General features: G+C 46.1%; 20 protein-coding genes. 19 read left to right on the forward strand and 1 reads right to left on the reverse strand.

The window, feature by feature from the left end; genetic code table 11:
* Nucleotides 1-30: 30 nt before the first annotated feature.
* The 17 genes from whiA to DWZ40_RS15540 all read left to right on the forward strand — a co-directional run bounded on the left by whiA (nucleotide 31) and on the right by DWZ40_RS15540 (nucleotide 18,556).
* The gene (whiA, locus tag DWZ40_RS15460) at nucleotides 31-996 is read left to right on the forward strand and encodes a DNA-binding protein WhiA (protein WP_118543790.1); all 966 of its coding nucleotides are present in this window, start codon (nucleotides 31-33) and stop codon (nucleotides 994-996) included.
* Nucleotides 997-1,036: 40 nt separating this feature from the next.
* Nucleotides 1,037-1,294, forward strand: a complete 258-nt coding sequence (locus tag DWZ40_RS15465; protein WP_118543791.1) for an HPr family phosphocarrier protein — start codon at nucleotides 1,037-1,039, stop codon at nucleotides 1,292-1,294.
* 123 nt (nucleotides 1,295-1,417) lie between these two features.
* On the forward strand, nucleotides 1,418-4,885 hold the full coding sequence (locus DWZ40_RS15470) for a DNA polymerase III subunit alpha (RefSeq protein WP_118543792.1): 3,468 nt from the start codon (nucleotides 1,418-1,420) through the stop codon (nucleotides 4,883-4,885).
* Between the two features lie 139 nt (nucleotides 4,886-5,024).
* Nucleotides 5,025-5,999, forward strand: a complete 975-nt coding sequence (gene pfkA / locus DWZ40_RS15475) for a 6-phosphofructokinase (protein WP_118543793.1) — start codon at nucleotides 5,025-5,027, stop codon at nucleotides 5,997-5,999.
* 251 nt (nucleotides 6,000-6,250) lie between these two features.
* The gene (locus DWZ40_RS15480) at nucleotides 6,251-6,637 is read left to right on the forward strand and encodes a DUF6145 family protein (protein WP_118543794.1); all 387 of its coding nucleotides are present in this window, start codon (nucleotides 6,251-6,253) and stop codon (nucleotides 6,635-6,637) included.
* Complete coding sequence (dusB, locus tag DWZ40_RS15485; RefSeq protein WP_118543795.1) at nucleotides 6,634-7,602, forward strand: tRNA dihydrouridine synthase DusB; 969 nt, start codon at nucleotides 6,634-6,636, stop codon at nucleotides 7,600-7,602. The genes DWZ40_RS15480 and dusB overlap by 4 nt, the downstream gene beginning before the upstream one ends.
* A 342-nt stretch (nucleotides 7,603-7,944) precedes the next feature.
* The gene (gene greA / locus DWZ40_RS15490) at nucleotides 7,945-8,430 is read left to right on the forward strand and encodes a transcription elongation factor GreA (RefSeq protein ID WP_118543796.1); all 486 of its coding nucleotides are present in this window, start codon (nucleotides 7,945-7,947) and stop codon (nucleotides 8,428-8,430) included.
* A 74-nt stretch (nucleotides 8,431-8,504) separates the two neighbouring features.
* Nucleotides 8,505-10,601, forward strand: coding sequence for a lysine--tRNA ligase (lysS, locus tag DWZ40_RS15495; RefSeq protein WP_118543797.1), 2,097 nt, complete (start codon nucleotides 8,505-8,507; stop codon nucleotides 10,599-10,601).
* A 188-nt stretch (nucleotides 10,602-10,789) separates the two neighbouring features.
* Nucleotides 10,790-11,080 carry a hypothetical protein gene (locus DWZ40_RS15500; RefSeq protein WP_118543798.1) on the forward strand — a complete coding sequence of 97 codons (291 nt, stop codon included), beginning with the start codon at nucleotides 10,790-10,792 and terminating at the stop codon, nucleotides 11,078-11,080.
* A 63-nt stretch (nucleotides 11,081-11,143) separates the two neighbouring features.
* Nucleotides 11,144-12,160: an AAA family ATPase gene (locus DWZ40_RS15505; protein ID WP_118543799.1), complete on the forward strand. Its 1,017-nt coding sequence runs from the start codon at nucleotides 11,144-11,146 to the stop codon at nucleotides 12,158-12,160.
* The gene (locus tag DWZ40_RS15510; RefSeq protein WP_118543800.1) at nucleotides 12,157-12,690 is read left to right on the forward strand and encodes a hypothetical protein; all 534 of its coding nucleotides are present in this window, start codon (nucleotides 12,157-12,159) and stop codon (nucleotides 12,688-12,690) included. Before DWZ40_RS15505 ends, DWZ40_RS15510 begins: the two co-directional genes overlap by 4 nt.
* Nucleotides 12,691-12,914: 224 nt before the next feature.
* Nucleotides 12,915-13,442, forward strand: coding sequence for a nitroreductase (locus DWZ40_RS15515; protein WP_118543801.1), 528 nt, complete (start codon nucleotides 12,915-12,917; stop codon nucleotides 13,440-13,442).
* A 13-nt stretch (nucleotides 13,443-13,455) separates the two neighbouring features.
* On the forward strand, nucleotides 13,456-13,668 hold the full coding sequence (locus DWZ40_RS15520; RefSeq protein ID WP_118543802.1) for a hypothetical protein: 213 nt from the start codon (nucleotides 13,456-13,458) through the stop codon (nucleotides 13,666-13,668).
* A 128-nt stretch (nucleotides 13,669-13,796) separates the two neighbouring features.
* On the forward strand, nucleotides 13,797-14,798 hold the full coding sequence (locus DWZ40_RS15525; RefSeq protein WP_118543803.1) for a WYL domain-containing protein: 1,002 nt from the start codon (nucleotides 13,797-13,799) through the stop codon (nucleotides 14,796-14,798).
* A gap of 84 nt (nucleotides 14,799-14,882) precedes the next feature.
* Nucleotides 14,883-16,919: a DNA helicase RecQ gene (gene recQ / locus DWZ40_RS15530; protein ID WP_347560104.1), complete on the forward strand. Its 2,037-nt coding sequence runs from the start codon at nucleotides 14,883-14,885 to the stop codon at nucleotides 16,917-16,919.
* A gap of 35 nt (nucleotides 16,920-16,954) precedes the next feature.
* Nucleotides 16,955-18,214 (forward strand): DNA polymerase IV, encoded by a 1,260-nt coding sequence (locus tag DWZ40_RS15535; protein WP_118543804.1) that lies wholly within the window; start codon nucleotides 16,955-16,957, stop codon nucleotides 18,212-18,214.
* Between the two features lie 72 nt (nucleotides 18,215-18,286).
* On the forward strand, nucleotides 18,287-18,556 hold the full coding sequence (locus DWZ40_RS15540; protein ID WP_118543805.1) for an acylphosphatase: 270 nt from the start codon (nucleotides 18,287-18,289) through the stop codon (nucleotides 18,554-18,556).
* A gap of 83 nt (nucleotides 18,557-18,639) precedes the next feature.
* Here DWZ40_RS15540 and DWZ40_RS15545 read toward each other — a convergent pair whose 3' ends face one another.
* On the reverse strand, nucleotides 18,640-18,942 hold the full coding sequence (locus DWZ40_RS15545) for a helix-turn-helix transcriptional regulator (RefSeq protein WP_118543806.1): 303 nt from the start codon (nucleotides 18,940-18,942) through the stop codon (nucleotides 18,640-18,642).
* 169 nt (nucleotides 18,943-19,111) lie between these two features.
* Between DWZ40_RS15545 and DWZ40_RS15550 the strand changes: the two genes are divergently transcribed.
* Together DWZ40_RS15550 and DWZ40_RS15555 are read left to right on the forward strand one after the other, a co-directional pair.
* Nucleotides 19,112-20,125: a GGDEF domain-containing protein gene (locus DWZ40_RS15550; RefSeq protein WP_118543807.1), complete on the forward strand. Its 1,014-nt coding sequence runs from the start codon at nucleotides 19,112-19,114 to the stop codon at nucleotides 20,123-20,125.
* Nucleotides 20,126-20,419: 294 nt separating this feature from the next.
* Nucleotides 20,420-21,655: a BTAD domain-containing putative transcriptional regulator gene (locus DWZ40_RS15555; protein ID WP_182431766.1), complete on the forward strand. Its 1,236-nt coding sequence runs from the start codon at nucleotides 20,420-20,422 to the stop codon at nucleotides 21,653-21,655.
* Nucleotides 21,656-21,884 lie beyond the last annotated feature (229 nt).

Consider the following 21,884-nt stretch of genomic DNA (forward strand, 5'->3'; position numbering starts at 1 on the left):
GGAGTACAAAGCAAACGATAGGAGCAGAACATGTCATTTTCTTCAAAGGTGAAGGAAGAACTTTCCCGTCAGCTGTCACCGGCAAGGCATTGTCAGATTGCGGAGATCGCGGCGATCTTAAGCCTTTGCGGCCGCATTCAGATCTCAGAAAACAACCGCTACCGGGTCAAAATCCATACGGAAAATGTGGCAGTTGCAAGAAAGTACTTTACATTATTGAAAAAAACATTTAATATAAGAATTGATGTCTCCATACGGCAGAGCATCGGAAACCACAAAAACAGGACCTGTACCGTAGCGGTTACCCATCATGAGGATGCCATGCGGGTACTTCAGGCAGTGAAACTGATCGACCCATACGGGGAGATTGAGGAAAATCTGTCACTGGCCCAGAATGTGGTACTGATGCAGAACTGCTGCAAGCGCGCGTTTATCCGAGGAGCGTTTCTGGCAGCAGGTTCTATCAGCGATCCGGAAAAATTCTATCATTTTGAGATTGCCTGTGCGACCGAAGCAAAGGCAAAGCAGATCCAGGGACTCATCCTTTCTATGGGAATCGAAGCCCGGATCGTACTGCGGAAAAAATATTTCGTGGTATACATCAAAGAGGGAAGTCAGATCGTTGATCTCTTAAATATTATGGAAGCACCGGTTGCGCTTATGGAGCTGGAGAACATCCGTATTCTCAAGGAGATGCGCGGAAGTGTGAACCGGCAGGTAAACTGTGAGACAGCCAATATCAACAAAACGGTATCGGCGGCAGTCAAACAGATGGAAGATATCATCTACATCAGGGATACGGCGGGGTTTGACAGTCTGCCGGAAAACTTAAGGGAAATCGCAGAGTTAAGGCTGACCAGACCGGAGGCCACGTTAAAAGAGCTGGGAGAGGCTCTGGATCCGCCGGTCGGGAAATCAGGTGTGAACCATCGTCTCAGAAAACTGGGAAATATGGCAGAAGTTCTAAGACAGGAACGGCCAGACACAGGGGCATAACAAGCAGTTTTGATTGTGCCCGAAAACGAGGAGGATAATTATGTTAAAGAAAACGATCACCATTGGACTTTCATCCGGACTTGAGGCAAGACCAGTTGCAATGCTGGTACAGATCGCAAGCCAGTTTGACAGTCAGATCTATGTAGAGAACAATAATGCCCGTGTAAACGCAAAGAGCATTATGGGTATGATGACCCTTGGCATGGGTGCTGGTGAGGAGATTACCGTTTCTGCGGACGGAGAAGATGAAAAAGAAGCACTCGACAACATTGAAAAGTACTTAAAGGGAGAGAAATAAGATCAAAGCGGTCATTCCCCCAAAGAGATAATGGATACAACAAATGCTGAAATGGCAGGGCGGAAATGGAATCATTTCCGCCCTGTTTTTCGGTAAGAGTCTGAAGGTAAAAAGGAGAAAAACGTGGCATTTACACATTTACACGTCCATACAGAATACAGTCTTCTGGATGGATCCTGTAAGATCAAAGAACTGGCGGCGCGGGCAAAAGAACTGGGCATGGACAGCATGGCGATCACAGACCATGGTGTCATGTATGGTGTCATTGATTTTTACCGTGCGGCAAGAGAAGTTGGAATTAAGCCGATCATTGGCTGTGAGGTTTATGTGGCACCGGGATCCCGATTTGACCGGGAAAATACAAATGGGGAGGATCGTTATTACCATCTGGTCCTTCTGGCGGAGAACGATACCGGATACCATAACCTGATGAAAATTGTCTCCAAAGGATTTGTAGACGGTTTCTATTATAAACCACGTGTGGATTATGAAGTACTGGAAACGTATCACGAAGGTGTGATTGCCTTAAGCGCCTGTCTCGCAGGCGAGGTACAGCGTTATCTGGCCCGCGGCATGTACGAGGAAGCCTGCCGCTCTGCCAGACATTATGAGGAGATTTTCGGAAAGGAAAATTTCTTCCTGGAACTGCAGGATCACGGCATCCCCACACAGAAAACGGTGAATCAGGGGCTTATGCGCATGAGCCGCGAACTGTCCATGGATCTGGTAGCAACCAACGATATCCACTATATCCTGGCAGAAGATGCGGCAGCGCACGATATCCTTTTGTGTATCCAGACCGGAAAAAAGGTATCCGATGAAAACCGCATGCGCTATGAAGGCGGTCAGTATTATGTGAAATCGGAAGAGGAAATGCGGGCACTGTTTCCTTATGCACAGGAAGCCATCGACAATACCCATAAGATTGCCGAGCGCTGTAACGTGGAGATTGAATTTGGTGTGACAAAACTGCCGAAGTATGAAGTGCCGGAGGGCTATGATTCCTGGAGTTACTTGAATAAGCTGTGCCAGGATGGTATGGCAAAGCGTTATCCGGACGACGACGGAACCCTGCAGGAACGGCTTGCCTATGAGCTTGGAGTCATCCACAATATGGGTTACGTTGATTATTTCCTGATCGTCTGGGACTTCATTCATTTTGCGCGGTCGCATGATATCATGGTAGGACCCGGACGAGGGTCTGCGGCGGGCAGTATTGTTTCCTATTGTCTGGAGATCACAAACATCGATCCGGTGCGCTATGACCTGCTCTTTGAGCGTTTCCTGAATCCGGAGCGTGTGTCCATGCCGGATATCGATATTGACTTTTGTTTCGAACGGCGTCAGGAAGTCATTGACTATGTTGTGGAAAAATACGGAAAAGACCAGGTAGTGCAGATCGTTACCTTTGGTACCCTGGCGGCAAAGGGTGTCGTGCGGGATGTGGGACGTGTCCTAGATCTTCCATATGCGCGCTGTGATGCCATTGCGAAGATGATTCCGGGCGACCTTGGCATGACACTTGACAAGGCGTTAAAACAGAGCCCGGATCTGCGGGAAGCATACCAGAATGATGATGAGGTACACCATCTCATTGACATGGCAAAGCGTCTGGAGGGACTTCCGAGACATACTTCCATGCATGCGGCCGGTGTTGTGATCGGTCAGCGTGCGATGGACGAATTTGTACCGCTTTCCCGTGCGTCCGACGGAACCATCACCACGCAGTTTACGATGACGACCCTGGAAGAACTTGGGCTGTTGAAAATGGATTTCCTGGGTCTTCGTACCCTGACTGTCATTCAGAATGCGGTCCGCCAGGCGGAGGAAAACTATGGCGTCCATCTGGAGATGGAAAAGATCGATTACAACGATAAACAGGTCCTGGCTTCCATTGGCACCGGAAAGTGCGATGGCATTTTCCAGCTGGAAAGTTCCGGGATGAAGAGTTTCATGAAGGAACTGCGTCCGGAGAACCTGGAAGATATCATCGCAGGAATTTCCCTGTACCGCCCGGGTCCTATGGACTTTATTCCGCGTTATTTAAAAGGAAAGAACGACAAAGATTCCATCACGTACGATTGTCCGCAGCTGGAGCATATTCTGGGACCGACGTACGGCTGTATCGTTTACCAGGAGCAGGTTATGCAGATCGTCCGGGACCTGGCTGGCTATACCATGGGCCGAAGTGACCTGGTGCGCCGTGCCATGTCCAAAAAGAAGACTGCAGTCATGGAAAAGGAGCGTCAGAACTTTGTTTACGGCAATCCGGAGGAAAATGTAAAGGGGTGTATCGCAAACGGCATCGATGAGAAGACAGCGAACCACATTTACGATGAGATGATCGACTTCGCCAAGTACGCCTTTAACAAGTCGCACGCTGCCTGCTATGCGGTGGTGGCATACCAGACAGCCTATCTGAAATATTACTATCCGAAGGAGTTTTTTGCGGCGCTGATGACCTCGGTCATGGATAATGTCACGAAGGTTTCCGAGTACATCCTGACCTGCCGTCAGCTGGGAATCCGCATTCTGCCGCCGGACATCAATGAGGGACAGAGCGGTTTCTCTGTTTCCGGAGATGCCATCCGCTATGGTCTGTCGGCCATCAAGAGCATTGGACGCAACGTGGTGGATGAGATCATAAAAGAACGCAAAAACAACGGACTGTTCACCTCCATCGATGATTTTGTGGAGCGCATGGGCGGACGCGAGGTAAACAAGAGAACCCTGGAGAACTTTATCAAATCCGGAGCTATGGATTCGCTTCCTGGAAACCGCAGGCAGAAAACCATGATCGCACCGGAACTTCTTGACCAGAAAACCAAAGACCGTAAAAACGTGCTGGAAGGACAGCTGAGTCTCTTCGATTTTGCGGCAGAAGAAGAAAAACAGCAGTATCAGATCACCATGCCGGATGTGCCGGAGTTTCCGAAAGAAGAACTTCTTGCATCTGAGAAGGAAATCCTCGGCATTTACATCAGCGGTCATCCGATGGATGAATATCTGGAAACCTGGAAAAATAGTATTACAGCGAAGACAACCGATTTTATGGTCGATGAAGAGAGTGGAAGAGCTGTGGTGGAAGACGGAGTCCGCGTCACGATTGGCGGCATGATCACCGCAAAGACGGTGAAGCTGACCAAGAATGGTCAGCAGATGGCATTTGTGACACTCGAGGACATGGTCGGTTCTGTGGAGGTGATCGTGTTCCCGCGTGATTACGAGAGTAAGCGGAACCTTCTGAATGAAGACGCGAAGGTCTTCATCAGCGGCAGAACTTCCATTGGAGATGATCCGGTGGGACGGCTGATCTGCGAACAGGTGATTCCATTTGACCAGGTGCCAAAGGATCTGTGGCTGAAATTTACAGATAAGCCCCAGTATGACATGTTGTGGCCGACGATCAGCAAAGTTCTGCGCGGCTCAGATGGAAATGATACCGTGATCATTTATCTGGAAAAAGAGCGGGCGAAAAAAATCCTTCCAGCCAACTGGCATGTGGCTGCATCAGACGCCATTCTTTCGGAACTTGTGAAAAATCTTGGTGAAAAGAATATCAAAGTTGTGGAAAAGGGATTGAAAAGATAGGAAAAATGATTTAGAATACACGTTGTATGAAAAAAAGTGCATTTGAATTCGAGAGAAAATGGAATGGAGAGGTTCTGCTGTCGGGTAAAGCGTAAAAGGCGGCAGTGCTAAAACTGAAGGGTAACAGGAGGAGACAACTATGGCAAAGCAAGTAAAGACAATCGGTGTCCTGACAAGCGGAGGAGATGCTCCGGGTATGAACGCGGCCATCCGTGCGGTGGTACGTACTGCAATCAGCAAGGGCATGAAAGTAAAGGGTATCATGCGAGGCTATGCGGGACTTTTGCAGGAAGAAATCGTCGACATGAGCAGTACCGATGTGTCCAATATCATTTTCCGTGGAGGTACCATCCTGTATACAGCAAGATGCATGGAGTTTGTAACTGCGGAAGGTCAGCAGGCTGGAGCGGAGATCTGCCGCAAGCACGGCATTGACGGAATCGTGGTCATCGGTGGCGACGGTTCTTTCCGCGGAGCAGGAAAGCTGGCAGCACTCGGAGTAAACACCATCGGTGTTCCGGGTACCATCGATCTGGACATTGCCTGCACAGACTACACCATCGGTTTCGATACTGCAGTCAACACCGCGATGGAGGCAATCGATAAGGTACGTGATACCTCGACATCCCATGAGCGCTGCAGTATCATTGAGGTTATGGGACGTAACGCAGGTTATATCGCACTGTGGTGTGGCATTGCAAACGGTGCAGAGGACATTTTGCTGCCGGAGCGTTACGATGGCAACGAGCAGGCGCTCATCGACCGCATCATCGAGAACCGCAAGCGCGGCAAAAAGCACAACATCATCATCAATGCAGAGGGCATCGGACATTCCACGTCCATGGCACGCCGCATCGAGGCAGCTACCGGTATTGAGACCCGTGCGACCATTCTGGGCCACATGCAGCGAGGCGGCACCCCGACCTGTAAGGACCGTGTTTATGCGTCTATTATGGGTGCAAGGGCAGCAGAGCTTCTGTGCGAAGGAAAGAGCAACCGCCTGGTTGCTTATAAGCATGGCGAGTTCGTGGATTTCGATATTCAGGAAGCACTCCAGATGAAGAAAGACATCTCCGAGGAGCAGTTCGAGATCGCGAAGATGCTGGCAAAATAAAAATCCGCTGCGCAGACCGTTATCCGACGAGGAATGGGAAACACCATGAATCGGTTTCAAATGGGAAATGCGCATCAGACAACAAGAATAGACAGTTCCGCCCGGCGGCATCATGCGCCGGGCGTGTTTCATGTTTACGGATATGAAATTTTTTTGACAATCTGCAGCAAAATCGTGTTCACAGACATGCATGCGCAGGGTCAGTGACTGAAACATGCGGCAGCAAAACAGATTCAGGAGGAAAACAGCAGATGACAGGACAGGACGGAAATATCGTTCTTTGTGGTTCTAACAGCTACGAAAAAAAATATTATTTTAATGAAGAATTTGACAGCCTCCCGGAGGCAGTCAAGAAACAGCTTCATGTAATGTGTGTATGGTTTACCGAGGAATGCGGCGGCATTTTAACCATGGAATTCGAGCCGGACGGTACCCTGGAGTTTAAGCATACCATTTCTGAGTACGACGGCTACTGCGACGAGATCGGAGCCGATTTAAAGATCAAGCAGTACCGCCAGGAGGGACAGGAATTTTTAAAGGCTTTGGAGCTTTACTTTAAGGTGTTTTATCTCGGGGAAGATGCAGAGGAAGTGGCGGAAAGCTATGGAATTGATACAGGTGAGGGCCCGGAAACATGAAGCTGCGCATTGGAAATGTAGAACTGGAAAACAACCTGATCCTGGCACCGATGGCCGGCGTGACCGACATGTCATTCCGCCAGCTTTGCAGAGAGCAGGGCTGCGGCCTTCTGGTGACGGAGATGGTCAGTGCAAAAGCCATTCTCTATAAGAATCGGAACACGAAAGACCTGATGGCAATCGGAGAGGGAGAGCGGCCGGTATCCATCCAGCTGTTTGGCTCCGATCCGGAGATCGTCAGCGATATTGCGCATCAGATCGAGGACGGGCCTTACGATATCATCGACTTAAACATGGGCTGCCCGGTGCCGAAGATCGTCGGAAATGGCGAAGGCTCCGCACTCATGAAAAATCCAAAGCTGGTGGAAGAACTGCTGTCTGCTCTGGTGAAAAAGGTACACAAGCCGGTTACCGTCAAGTTCCGCAAGGGCTTTGACGATGACCATGTCAATGCCGTGGAGATTGCGAAGATCGCGGAAAGCTGCGGCGTCTCTGCCGTGGCCGTACACGGAAGAACAAGGGAACAGTACTATTCCGGCAAGGCAGACTGGGACATCATCCGTCAAGTAAAAGAAGCCGTGAAGATCCCGGTCATCGGAAACGGTGATATCTTCGAGCCGCAGGATGCAAAGCGGATGTTAGACGAAACCGGCTGCGACGGCCTTATGGTCGGTCGCGGCGCAAGGGGAAACCCATGGATCTTTCACCGGATCAATCATTACCTCGAAACCGGCGAAGTGCTTCCCGCTCCGGGACCGGTGGAAGTCGGCGAGATGATCCTGCGCCACACCCGCATGCATGTCGCGCTGAAAGGCGAGTACATCGGCATGAAGGAGATGCGCAAGCACATCGCCTGGTACACAGCCGGGCTTCCGCATTCCGCAACGATCCGCCGGGAGTGCAACATGCTGGAAACCGAAGAGCAGCTGGTGGAACTGCTGGGGCGGTACGGAATGCTGGGATAACGATTTCGAGCCGAAATTGTTTTGAACCAGTGGGGCGTTCGTACCATTTTTTTCGATATGCAGCGCAACAAAAATCTGGCAAAATTCCGCGAAATCCGGCGTGATACCGTGCTTGACAAGAAAAGTGCTTTCAAGTATAATATTCAGAATGTATGACTAAAGAAAAATCCTGTTACTGCAGGCGGAAATGGAAAGAAAATCGGCTGCTGTTTGCGCGATGCGTGATCAGTAACGATGGCGAAGATACAAGACCGCGCTGACAGAACGCAGTAATGATTTGAGGGGATTTTATTTTGTTGCCAGTAGGTTACCGGCAACGTAAAAAGGAAGGAAATGAGCAACATGGCAGATGCTAAGAAACACATTTTAACCTATGCGGGTTTAAAAAAGTATGAAGATGAGTTACAGGACTTAAAGATCAACCGCAGACAGGAGATCGCCCAGAAGATCAAAGAGGCAAGAGAGCAGGGCGACTTATCCGAGAACGCTGAGTACGATGCAGCAAAAGACGAGCAGAGAGACATCGAGCTGCGTATCGAAGAGCTGGAGAAGCTGTTAAAGAACGCAGAGGTTGTAGATGAGGACGAGATCGACTTAGACAAAGTAAGCGTTGGATGCAAAGTAAAAGTATACGATGTAGACTTTGATGAGGAGATGGAATTCAAGATCGTAGGTTCCACCGAGGCAAACAGCCTTCAGAACAAGATCTCCAACGAGTCTCCAGTAGGCGCAGCCCTGATCGGCAAGAGCGTTGGTGACGTGGTAGACGTAGAGACCCAGGCTGGCGTACTTCAGTACAAGGTTCTGGAGATCCAGAGAGTATCCTAATCATACCATAGGGGCAAACGCTTTTTTGCCCAACATCATTTATTTATAGAAGAAACAAAGGAGTAAGGGAAAAGATGGCAGAGCAGCAGAACGCAAAGCAGCAGAATGCAAAAGAGCCGGATACCAACCAGCTTTTGAAAGTTCGCCGTGAGAAACTGGCAGACCTTCAGGCAGCAGGCAAGGATCCGTTCCAGATCACAAAGTACAACCAGACGCATCATTCTGTTGAAGTGAAAAAGCTTTACGATGAGCACGAAGCGAAGATCTTGGCTGGAAGAGCACCGTTCAGCGCAGAAGGAATGGACGAAGCACAGGCAAAAGAAGCATTAAATGCAGATTATAATGAAAGAAGAGCAATCATGGACGCACAGCCGATCCATGTATCCATTGCCGGACGTATGATGTTCAAACGTGTCATGGGTAAAGCTTCTTTCTGCAACATCCGCGATTTACAGGGAACCATTCAGGTATACGTGGCAAAAGATGCCATTGGTGAAGAATCCTATGCAGATTTCAAGAAATCCGATATCGGCGATATTTTCGGTGTAGAAGGCTATGCATTCCGCACCAAGACCGGTGAGATTTCCATTCACGCAGAGAAGATGACTCTGTTAAGCAAGAGCCTGCAGATCCTTCCGGAGAAATACCACGGAATCACCGATACCGATATGCGTTACCGCCAGAGATACGTAGACCTGATCATGAACGAGGACGTGAAGAATACCTTCATCAAACGTTCCCAGATCATCAAAGAGATCCGTAACTTCCTTGCAGGAAGAGACTTCATGGAAGTTGAGACCCCGACTCTGGTATCCAATGCCGGTGGTGCAGCAGCACGTCCGTTTGAGACTCATTACAATGCCCTCAACGAGGATGTCAAACTTCGTATTTCCCTGGAACTGTACTTAAAGAGACTGATCGTAGGTGGCCTTGAGAGAGTCTTCGAGATTGGTCGTGTATACCGCAACGAGGGTGTAGACACTCGTCATAATCCGGAATTCACCCTGATGGAGCTGTATCAGGCATATACTGACTATGAAGGCATGATGGAGCTGACCGAGAGCATGTTCCGTTATCTGGCTGAGAAGGTTTGCGGAAGCACCAAGTTCACCTACAACGGAACCGAGATCGATTTCGGCAAGCCATTTGCACGCCTGACCATGAACGATGCGATCAAGAAATATGCAGGCATCGACTTTGACGCAGTTGAGACCGATGAGGAAGCAAAGAGACTGGCAGACGAGCATCACATTGAATACGAGGCACGTCACACCAAGGGCGATATCATCAACCTGTTCTTCGAGGAGTACTGCGAGAAAGAACTGATCCAGCCGACCTTCATCATGGATCACCCGCTGGCAATCTCTCCGCTCACCAAGAAGAAACCGTCTGATCCGAACAAGGTAGAGCGTTTCGAGCTGTTCATCAACACCTGGGAGATGTGTAACGCGTACTCCGAGCTGAACGATCCGATCGACCAGAGAGAGCGTTTTGCACAGCAGGATGCAAATGCGGCAGCAGGCGATGACGAAGCACAGCACACTGATGAAGATTTCCTGAATGCACTGGAGATCGGTATGCCTCCGACAGGTGGTATCGGATATGGTATCGACCGTCTGGTTATGCTTCTGACCGACAGCCCGGCCATCCGTGACGTATTATTATTCCCGACCATGAAGAGCCTGGATGCAGATAAGAAAGCTTCCAAAGCAGATAACAGCACTTCTGAAGCAGCAGAGGGCGAGACCAAGTCTGCAGGTGACAACAACGGCTTCTTCACCCCGAACGAGAAAATTGACTTCTCCAACGTAACGGTAGAGCCGCTGTTCGAGGAGCACGTAGACTTCGAGACCTTCTCCAAGTCCGACTTCCGCGCAGTGAAGGTAAAAGCATGCGAAGCAGTCAAGAAATCCAAAAAGCTTCTGCAGTTCACCCTGGACGATGGAACCGGTACCGACCGCACCATCCTTTCCGGTATTCATGCATACTATGAGCCGGAAGAGCTGGTAGGCAAGACCCTCATCGCCATCACCAACCTCCCGCCGAGAGCTATGATGGGCATCGAGTCCAACGGTATGCTGCTTAGCGCAGTATGCGAGGAGAACGGCGAAGAGAAGCTGAACCTGCTGATGGTAGACAACCACATTCCGGCAGGCGCAAAGCTGTACTAAAATTAAATATAAAATGAAGTAAGAGCACTTCTTAGAGTTGATCTAAGAGGTGCTTTTTTATAGCAAAAAGAAAATGTTGCGTATGAAACAGGCGAGGTCTATTTATAGGACACCTAAGGTGCTAGAATACGAATCAGAAAGAGCAATGAAATAATCGAACGGTTTTATTGACAAGGAGGCTGATTTGTATGAAAAAGAATTTGTTTAACAAGATGTTGGTAGTGCTTTTTGCAGCAGTAGGAATTTCGCTTTTTTCTGCTGTCATTGCAATGGCAGGCGAATCCAGGTGTATTAGAAGCGGGTGCAACAACAGGCAATCAAGTGGAAGCAGCTATTGTTATCTGCATAAACCATACACGGGAAGCAGTTTAGCGCAGAAAAATTCTTCCTATAGCAGCAAAAAAATATGGGGATCAAGCACATCAGACTTTTTAAAGAATGAGCCGAATGGCTTTACAAAGAATACTAGTTTCATATAAAATATAAAAAAGATAAGGAAGAAGCGAATCTTTGGCAACAATAAAGTAAGTGAGGTGAATGTGATGCCTTTAACAAAGATAGAAGCAGATAATTTTACGGTATTTGAAAATATAGTGATACCTTTTAATAAAGGATTAAATGTGTTGGTTGGAGAAAATGGTATGGGAAAAACCCATATCATGAAATTAGCTTATGCAGCCTGTCAGGCTTCAAAGCATGATGTATCTTTTTCACAGAAAACTACAATGTTATTCCGACCGGATCAGTCAAGTATTGGTCGGTTGGTGAACAGAAATAAAAATGGAAACAATACTGCAAAGGTTTCTATAGAATCAGATACTGCAAAGATTGCGATGTTATTCTCAACCAAAACAAAGAAATGGGATGCAGAAATCCGGTCAGAAGAAAAATGGGAAAAGCAGATGTCTGATCTTACCAGTGTGTTTATCCCGGCCAAAGAAATATTGTCGAATGCATGGAATTTGGATGCAGCTGTAAAAATGGGAAATGTAGAATTTGATGATACGTATCTGGATATAATTGCAGCTGCAAAGATTGACATATCAAGAGGTGTAGATTCTGCTGCAAGGAAAAAATATCTTGACATTTTACAGAGAATCAGTTCCGGTAAGGTGACTTTGCATGAAGACCGTTTTTATTTAAAGCCTGGAACACAGGCAAAATTAGAGTTTAATCTGGTAGCAGAGGGGTTGCGAAAAATTGCTCTTTTATGGCAGTTGATTAAGAATGGAACATTGGAGAATGGTTCCGTATTATTCTGGGATGAACCAGAAGCAAACATCAATCCAAAATACATTCCTGTTTTGGCAGAACTATTGCTTATGCTGGAAAGAGAAGGGGTGCAGATTTTTGTTTCCACGCACGATTATTTTCTGTCTAAATATATTGAGGTAAAGCGTAATCAAAACAGTAATATACAATATATATCATTGTATAAAGATGAAGCAGAGAAGGTTCAGTGTGAGACGGCTGAAAAATTTGAATTACTGGAACATAACTCAATCATGGATACCTTTCGACAGTTGTACAGAGAGGAAGTCGGGGTGGTATTACGGTGAAGGTAATAACCGAATCGGAAATGAATTTTGGAAAATTCGATGAAGCGGAGTTATTTCATATTGAGAACTCTAAAATTTATAAAGAACTTGGTTCTGGAATTAAGACGGTGGAATTTATCCTGCAGTATGATAAGAACAATATTTTATTTCTGGAAGCCAAGAAAAGCTGTCCCAATGCAGCAAACCGACATGAATCCTCCAAAAAAGAAGAAAAGTTTGAAGAATATTATGCATCCATAACAGAGAAATTTGTTGCATCATTGCAGATATATTTAGCAGCAATTTTGGACAAGTTCCAGGATACATCGGAAGTGGGAGAGAAACTTAGATCCGTAGGTAGTTTGAAAAACTTGCAGTTAAAATTCGTTCTAGTTGTAAAAAATGCGGAAGATATTACATGGCTGGCTGGTCCGATGGCAGAATTGAAAGCCAGATTGCTTCAAATAAGGAAAATATGGGGCGTGGAAATAGCAGTGCTGAATGAAGAACTTGCGAAAGAATACAAATTAATATGTCAGGATGTTTGGTAATGCAATTGTAGGAGTGCTTTAACAGTAGAGAGGAAAAAATGAAAATATCAAAAGCGAACAGAAAACTTTTTCGCGAGTGCATTGGCGAGGTAATGATATGAAATTTAAGGCTGCTCGACAACAGGTCTACGGGTTCCTGCTCTCTTGACAGGAGCATCTTTTGTGGTTATATTCAAAAGAAAGGGCCGAAAGAAAATATCAGCCCGGAAAGAGAGAATGGGATCATGTCAGAAACATTAAAAGTACTGGAAACAAGAAGAAGCTGCCGTGCGTTCAAGCCGGAGCTGATCGAAGAAGAAAAACTGCAGGCAATTATCAAAGCCGGAACTTACGCCGCAACCGGTATGGGAAAACAGTCCCCGATTATTATCGCGGTTACGAATAAAGAATTGCGGGATAAGCTTTCTGCCATGAATGCAAAATTTATGGGAAAGGATGAAAGTTTCGATCCGTTTTACGGAGCGCAGGAACTGCTTATTGTGCTGGCCAACAAGGCAATGCCAACCTATCTCTATGATGGAACCCTGGTAATGGGAAATCTCATGAACGCTGCTGCAGATCTTGGTGTGGACAGCTGCTGGATCCATCGTGCAAAAGAGGAATTTGAGACACCGGAAGGAAAAGAACTTTTAGCGAGTCTTGGAATCGAAGGAGATTACGAAGGAATCGGTCATCTGGTACTTGGTTATGCTGCGGTTCCGGCTAAAGAAGCAGCGCCGAGAAAAGCCGATTACGTTTACTATATCCGATAATGAGGAAGAGACTATGTTTTTTAAAGAAGACAACTCCTACAACGATATCCGCGAAAAATCCCTGAATCAGTGGCTGGATGAAATGTCACAGCATGAAGATGTGGCAGTACGCGGCGGTGTAAAGCTTGCCAGGGAATATATGCAGTATCTGAATGATCAGATTAAAAAATTAAAAGAAGAGAATCAGCTGAAGAATACATATTTGAAGAAAATGAGTGGGAAATAGAAAATTTATAAAAGTTCCTCCCTTAAAATGATTTCATCAAAATTATTTTAGGGGAGGATTTTTGCAGCTGTTTTTATACCCCACCTGTGCTATACTTGCTTTATATCATACGAAAGGGGACAGGACGCATGCCAAAAGGAAGCAATCAAAAGTTCAAACTTTACCGGCTTGCCCAGATCATGCAGGAGCAGACAGACGAGGATCACTATATTACCATGTCGGAAATTATGTTAGGGCTGGCGGAATATGAGGTGACGGCAGATCGGAAAAGCATTTATAATGATTTGCGGGATTTAAGTGTTTTTGGCATTGAGGTGGAGGGGGAAGCGGTTGGCAACCGTTATCATTATCATGTCGTAAACCGGCCGTTTGAACTTCCAGAATTAAAACTTTTGGTAGACGCGATCCAGTCTTCCAAATTCATTACAGAAAAGAAATCGAATGCATTGATCAAAAAACTGGAAACGCTGGTCAGCAAGTACGATGCGCAGAAACTGCAGCGTCAGGTATACGTTTCCGGCAGAATAAAGACGATGAATGAAAGTATCTACTATACGGTGGATGCGATTCATCATGCAATTTCTGAAAATAAGAAGATCCGGTTCCAGTATTTTCAGTGGAATGTGAAAAAAGAAATGGAACTTAAGCATAATGGAGCCTGGTATTGCATCAGCCCCTGGGGACTGTCCTGGGATGACGAAAATTATTATATGATCGGATATGACTCGGACGCAGGAATGATCAAGCATTATCGGGTAGACAAGATGCTGCATATCAAAATATCTGAAGAATCCAGAGAAGGAAAAGAACACTTTAAAAAGCTGGATATGGCAGATTATGCGAAGAAGAGTTTCGGAATGTTTGGCGGAAAAGAGCAAACGGTGAAGCTTTTGGTGAATAACAATCTGGCAGGGGTAATCATTGACCGGTTTGGAAAAAATGTGATGATGATTCCGGCGGATGAAGCGCATGTTACCGTGAATGTGGACGTACACGTCAGCAGACAGTTTTTGGGCTGGATATTCTCACTGGGCGAGGATATTCAGATAGTTGGACCGGATGAAGTCGTGGAGCAGATGAGGGCAGAAGCAGAACGGCTGGTGCAGCAGTACAGGCTCGAAGAAAAATAAACATTCCGGAAAATCCGGGCAATGAAATTTTGAGACGATGATTTCGAAAGCAAAAATGCATATGAGAGGAAACATGGAGTTACAATGAGTAAAAATTCGAATACAAAGGATGGATACCTGGATGATCCATCCTGGGACAGCTTGTTTGAGATGGCTGATGGATATGAGGAGCAGTATGACGATCGATATGCAGACCAATATGCCGATCAATACGCTGCCCCATTCGGTGAATATGATCCGGTGGATGGGATGGTTGGTGATCCTGCGGATTTTTATGAAAATCATCCACAGCAGAGCGAACCATATCATACACCGGAAGAAGCCTTGAAAGTGCTGTTTGGATACGATTCTTTCCGACCGGGACAGAAGTCTGTCATCGACAGCATTTTATCTGGTAGAGACGCGTTTGCGGTCATGCCGACCGGAGCTGGAAAGTCAGTGTGCTACCAGATTCCGGCAGTATTACTTCCTGGAATCACACTGGTTATTTCACCGCTGATCTCGCTGATGCAGGATCAGGTGAAGGCATTGAACCAGGCGGGCGTTTCAGCGGCATTTATCAACAGTGCGCTCTCGGAAAAAGCTTTTTTTGAGACGGTAAAGAAAGCAAGGCAGGGCTTATATAAGATCATTTATGTAGCGCCGGAGCGTTTGCTTACAGACGGATTTTTAAATCTTGCAAAAGAAGTGCAGATTTCCATGGTGACGGTCGACGAAGCGCACTGCATTTCACAGTGGGGACAGGATTTCAGACCCAGTTACATGAAAATCGTGGAGTTCGTCCAGTGTTTAAGCAAGCGTCCGGTCATGAGTGCCTTTACGGCAACTGCGACGGAACGTGTGCGGGAAGATATTGTATGTACCCTGGGTCTGGTCGATCCGTATACGCTGTTAACCGGTTTTGACAGGGAAAATTTATTCTTCCAGGTGGATAAGCCGAAAAATAAAGATCAGTATATTGTGGATTATATCGAAAAGCATCATGGGGACAGCGGAATCATTTACTGCGCTACGAGAAAAAACGTAGATAATCTGTATGAACTCTTACAGGGCAGAGGCATATCGGTTGCAAAATATCATGCCGGAATGGGCGCTGCCCAGAGAAAACAGATGCAGGATGACTTCGTGTTTGATTATACCAGCATTGTGGTTGCAACGAATGCATTTGGCATGGGAATCGATAAGTCGAATGTCCGGTTTGTCATTCATTACAATATGCCGCAGAGCATGGAAAATTATTACCAAGAAGCGGGCAGAGCCGGGCGGGATGGACTGGATTCCAAATGTATTCTGCTGTTTTCGCCGCAGGATATTGCGATCAACCGCTTTTTGCTGGACCATAAAGATCTGTCTGATCTCGATTTTGCAGACCGGGAAACGGTAAAGGAGCGGGATACAAAGCGGCTTCAGGTTATGGAGCGCTACTGCTATACGACGGAATGCCTGCGCAATTACATCTTAAAATATTTTGGAGAAAACCCGGAGAACCCCTGTGGGGATTGCGGAAACTGTCTGCGGGAATTTGAAACATTGGATATGACACAGGCGGCCAAACAGATCATAAACTGTGTCTATGAGGCAAAAGGCCGGTATGGAAAGACGATCATCATCGATACGGTAGCAGGAGCAAAGACCACAAGATTGGCAGAAATCGGGGCAACCTCATATAAGTCCTATGGTGTTTTGGCTTCTGTCAAAAGAAATCTGCTGCGCCGCCTGATGGATCAGCTGGTATTGGATGGCTATTTACAGGTTGGCGATTATCAGGTGATCCGGCTGGGGGATATCAGCGCCCTGAAAAATCTGGATACCAAAGTACTGGTTAAGATCACCGATGAGGACAAGCTCCCTGAAAAAACGGCAAAACCGAAGAAAACAGCAAAAGGAACGGAGGCACTTACCTCAGCTGGCTTTAAACTGTTTGACAAGCTGCGGGCACTCCGAATGGAAATTGCCCGGGAAGAACATGTACCTCCGTATATTATTTTCAGTGATAAGACACTGATCGATATGGCTGCGAAAGCACCTGCTTCCAGGGAGGAAATGTTGAATGTATCCGGAGTTGGAGAACATAAATATGCAAAATACGGAACGCGATTTCTTTCTGTTATAGAGGAATGAAAATAGAAATAACGATAGGAGCGGCAGAAGCGTATATGGAACGATTGATTTTTCATGTGGATGTAAACAGTGCATTTTTGTCATGGGAAGCAGCGAAGCGCGTCCGGGAAGGTCTGCCGGATCTTCGCGAGATTCCATCCTGCATTGGAGGAGACCCGAAATCGCGGCGCGGCATTGTCGTGGCAAAATCGATTCCGGCGAAAAAGTACGGAGTGACTACGGGAGAACCGGTGTCCATGGCACTGCAAAAATGTCCGGAACTTGTCTGTGTGCCGGGGGATTTTGCTTTGTATGAAAGGTGCTCCCGTGCGTTTAAGGCGATCTGTGCTTCCTATGCACCGGTTATGGAGTCTTTTTCCATTGACGAAGTCTTCCTGGATATGAGCGGTACGCATCTGATCTATCCAGATCCGGTTGCCCTGGCTCAGGAAATCAAGGACAAAATCCGGGATGAACTTGGTTTTACTGTCAACATTGGAATTGGAACCAATAAACTCCTGGCGAAGATGGCATCGGATTTTGAAAAACCAGACAAGGTTCATACCCTGTTTCCTTCTGAAATCCCGGCAAAGATGTGGCCGCTTCCGGTGCGGGATCTGTTATTCCTGGGAAAAGCATCGGAGCAGAAGCTTGTGCAGTCTGGAATCAGAACGATTGGGGAGATGGCGCATTATCCGGAAGAGGGAATCAAACGTATGCTGGGCGAAAAAGCCGGGCATCAGCTGTATCAATATGCAAATGGAATCGATGATTCGCCGGTCTGTGCAGAACGAGAGGAAGCAAAAGGTTACAGTGCGGAAACAACAACCGAGGAGGATATTGTGACCTACGAGCAGGCTTTTTCCATATTGCTGGCGCAGTGCGATGTGGTTTCTGCCAGAATGCGGCGCGATGGGAAAAAGTGCAGCTGTGTAAGTGTCACTTACCGGACGCTGGATTTTAAGACGAGATCGCATCAGAGAAAGTTCACAAATCCCACAGATGTAACAGAAGAGATCTTTGCACAGGTAAAGATATTGCTGTACGAGTGCTGGAAATGCCAGCCCCTGCGTCTGATCGGTCTTGCATTAACAGATCTGACGTCTGACGATTTCTGGCAAATGTCAATGTTCGAGGACACCCAAAATCATGAGAAACAACAAAAACTGGATGGAGCGGTCGACGACATCCGCAAGCGCTTTGGAAATGGCATGATCGTACGCGGCAGCACGATGAAGACGGCCGGTCAGGTTGCGCGCAAGGCGAAGGCACAGATGGATCACTGTGCAAAGGTGCAAAAGGACCATAATGGATAATATCAGAGAATCTATTTTTGAGAAATAGAGGGATTTTGTAAGACACAGAAGTGAGAAAGAAGGAAAACAGCAATGGCAGATGTAAGAAAACGCATTATTTTCCGGGGACAGGTCCAGGGAGTTGGATTCCGCTATACAGCAAAATATCTTGCCCAGTCACTGGGCCTGACCGGCTGGGTCCGCAATGAATACGATGGAACCGTACTTTTGGAGATTCAGGGAAGCGAGTATATGATCAATAAGCTTCTGGTGGGACTCAACCATAATCAGTTTATCACGATCGACTGGATGGATACGGAACAGATTCCACTGGAGGATGAGAGCAGCTTTACAGTGCGCTGAGTCTGCAGCATAACATCAAAATGTTCGAATCCACGTTTTCCGGTTTCTGGCAGAAGATTCCATGCTTTCGCAAGTCTGTCAAATTAAGATTTATCCATAGAGTTTAAAAACTGAAGAAGTGCAGTCCGCTGTTCCGGGCTCATCTGGTAGATCCGGGTGAGCAGAGGATCCTGCTGAAAGTGAAATTCAAGGGAATCATCGAAAAAATCTTTTAAAGAAAGATCCAAAGCTCCGCACACGTAAGAAAGAACCTCGACCGTGGGGTTCTTTTTTCCTAATTCTACATCTCTTAAATAACTCTGAGAGATACCGGCCATAGTTGCGAGCCGGTTTACGCTATATTGTTTCGCATTCCTAAAATAACTGATTCTTTTTCCAATATCCATGCCTGCTGCTCCCTTAAACTATAGAGATAGGATACCAAATTTATGGTGAAAAAATTACATCTATAACGATTGAATATTATATCTATAGATGCTATAATGGTTGAAGATATCACAGTAAAATAAGACTGTTATTTTTATCGGGAAAAGAACGTACAGGGAGAGTAATGTCATGGGGCGAGATCTGTATACGGATCAGTCTGAACAATTAAGAATGACCGATACAAAAAGCGCATGCATGGAACTGCTTGCGTTGTCAAAGAATTACCGGCAGGTTATGCCGCAGGTGTTAGAATTGATAAGAGAGTACTACGCTGCGGATAAGACCTGCTTTTTTGAGTATGAAAAAGACAGAAATGCAGAAAAAAATGCGGAAACCACCGCAGAAAATATAAGCGTATACATTGATCGAAAGAATCTTTCGGACTGTATCGAACCCCAAAGGCTGATCCATCAGTACAGGAACTATATCGATCCGCAGTCTGGTTCTGTATCACAGACAGGAGTCAGTGGACTGTTCACGGTTCCTGTATTTTATGACAAAAGACAGAATGGTGTCTTGCTGGTAGAAAAAGGAAACGCTGGACGGGGAGAAAACGGTCAGGAAGAGAAACAGCTTTTGTCAGATATCGCAAGTGTACTGGCAGCAGAAATCCAAAAATGCAGATATCAGGAATATTTGCTGCGTCTGAGCTTCTCGGATCAGCTGACGGGGGTAAAAAATCACACCTCTTATATCAGCATGCGGAAAAGAATTCAGAAGCACCCGGTACCGTGTGGTGTTGGTTTTGCGGATCTGAACGGTTTGAAATACGTGAACGATACGTTTGGACACGAATATGGAGATAAAGTGTTAGTGCGTCTTGCAGAGGTAATGAAACAGTATTTTCCGGAAGATCAGATTTATCGGATCAGCGGAGATGAATTCATCGTATTATGTCTGGAGATAGAGCAGGAAATGTTTCTGAATCTTGCGGAGACGTTAAACAATCGGTTAAAACAGGAAGAAAACGGTCTTGCGGCATTTGGATATGTATGGGATGATGGAAAAAAAGACATTGCGGAACTTCTCCGCCTGGCGGAACAGAACATGTACGATGAAAAATATCTGTATTATCAACATACGGAACGGCGTGAAACAGCCCGCCCTCTGTATGCAGATGAATTGTTGTCTGTCTGCCGGTAGACGCCTTGCCATATCGAAAAATTGGTACGGCATAACGGACAAAATTCCGTTACTGGGCACGTTTACGCGAACAGGAACGGAAAAATGCTGAAAACAGGAGAAGAAGTGCTCTTATGGTTGCCGAAATTTTAAATTGTGATATAATGGGCGAAAGTGAGCCAGAAAGCTGCTTGCAGATTTCTGTCGAACGGCGAAATGTCTGAGTGATGAAAATCATCTGTTAAAAACAATGTAATGGGAAATGAGGGGAATGAGTTGGAAACGCTGAAGGTGCGAATGCTTGGATGCTTTTCCATGAGTTATGGAACAAAAGCAATTTCACTGAAACGTATGGAACAGTCAAAAGCAGCTAAATTGCTGCAGATGCTGCTTCTTGCAGGGGAAAATGGAATTTCAAAACGGGAACTTTTAGATTATTTGTATGAGTCAGGTGTGGAAGCTGCAGGAAACGACCGCAACCGTAATCTGAATAACGTGATCTATCGTTTAAAAAAACAGTTACGGGCTGCCGGACTGCCAGATGAAGACTGCATCCAGATCCAGGATGGAATCTGTACGTTCAAAGTTTCCTGTCCTCTGGAACTGGATACGGAATATTTCCGGAATCTTGTTTTAGAAGCAAGAAGGAAAAAAGGACAGGAACGGCAGGAATGCTATCTGAAAGCCAATGAAAGCTATCATGGTGCATTGCTTCCGGGAAACGAATCGGATATGTGGTTTCACGAGAAAAGCCTGGAACTGAAAATGTTGTATGAAGAAACCATTCATGAACTGGATGCTGCCTACAGTCAGGATGGGAAGTACCGGGAACTTCTTCCGGTATATGAACGGGCAGTGGCAATCTATCCATTCGATGACTGGCAGGTTTGGCAGGTCCGGTATTACCTGGAATTGTATTGTTACGAGGAAGCAGCAAAAATTTATAATGAAACACTGGAACTGTATAAGCGGGAACTTGGCAGGCAGCCCGTAGAAGAATTACGGAAACAGTTCGATGACCTGTACATGGATGAAAAAAATCATATGGCGGGAAAAAAGAAATCTGCGGATGGAAATTATACGTCCATTGATTACTTATTTCAGACACAGGAAGGAGATGTGGCAAAGTCTTTATTTGACAAAGGAAAGCAGGACGGCGCATATTATTGTTCCTATCCGAGCTTTGTAGATTATTGCAGGCTCCTGGTACGTGGACGCTCCTGTGTGGAAAATAAAGTAATTTTGATGTTTTTAACCCTTACTTATAATGAAAAAAAGGAAATTATGACACAAAACCAGTTTTCAGATCAGATGATGAATCTGCGTAAAGCAATTCAGACATCCCTGCGGAGCAATGATGCATTTACCCGCTATGGAAACCGTCATTTTATCCTGGCACTTACCCATCTGGAAAAAACAGACTGCAGCAAGATCTTTACACGGATCGAAGCTGCATTTCACAGATTTCCACAGAATGGCTGCGAGGTATGGTATCATGCGTCTATGACGCAGGAACTGAAAAACCTGGCGGAGAATATTGAAGTAAGGTAAATATCGGTTATATAAAAAGTTTTGCAGTGTGTAAAAGAGTATGTTCTTTCCAGACAGGTGCAGTCATGCTGCTTGGAAAGAAGCGTGAAGAAGATTAATAGAATGATGAATCTGCAAAAAGGACATTTCTTAGGAAATGTCCTTTTTGTATATATAAAATAAAATTTTGTGACAATATATTTAGAAAAAACAAGAAAAATATAAAAATATTTTGAAATAATACTTGACA

Origin of the sequence: Clostridium sp. AF32-12BH (assembly GCF_003477935.1) — a bacterium.
Lineage (GTDB): Bacteria > Bacillota > Clostridia > Lachnospirales > Lachnospiraceae > Brotaphodocola.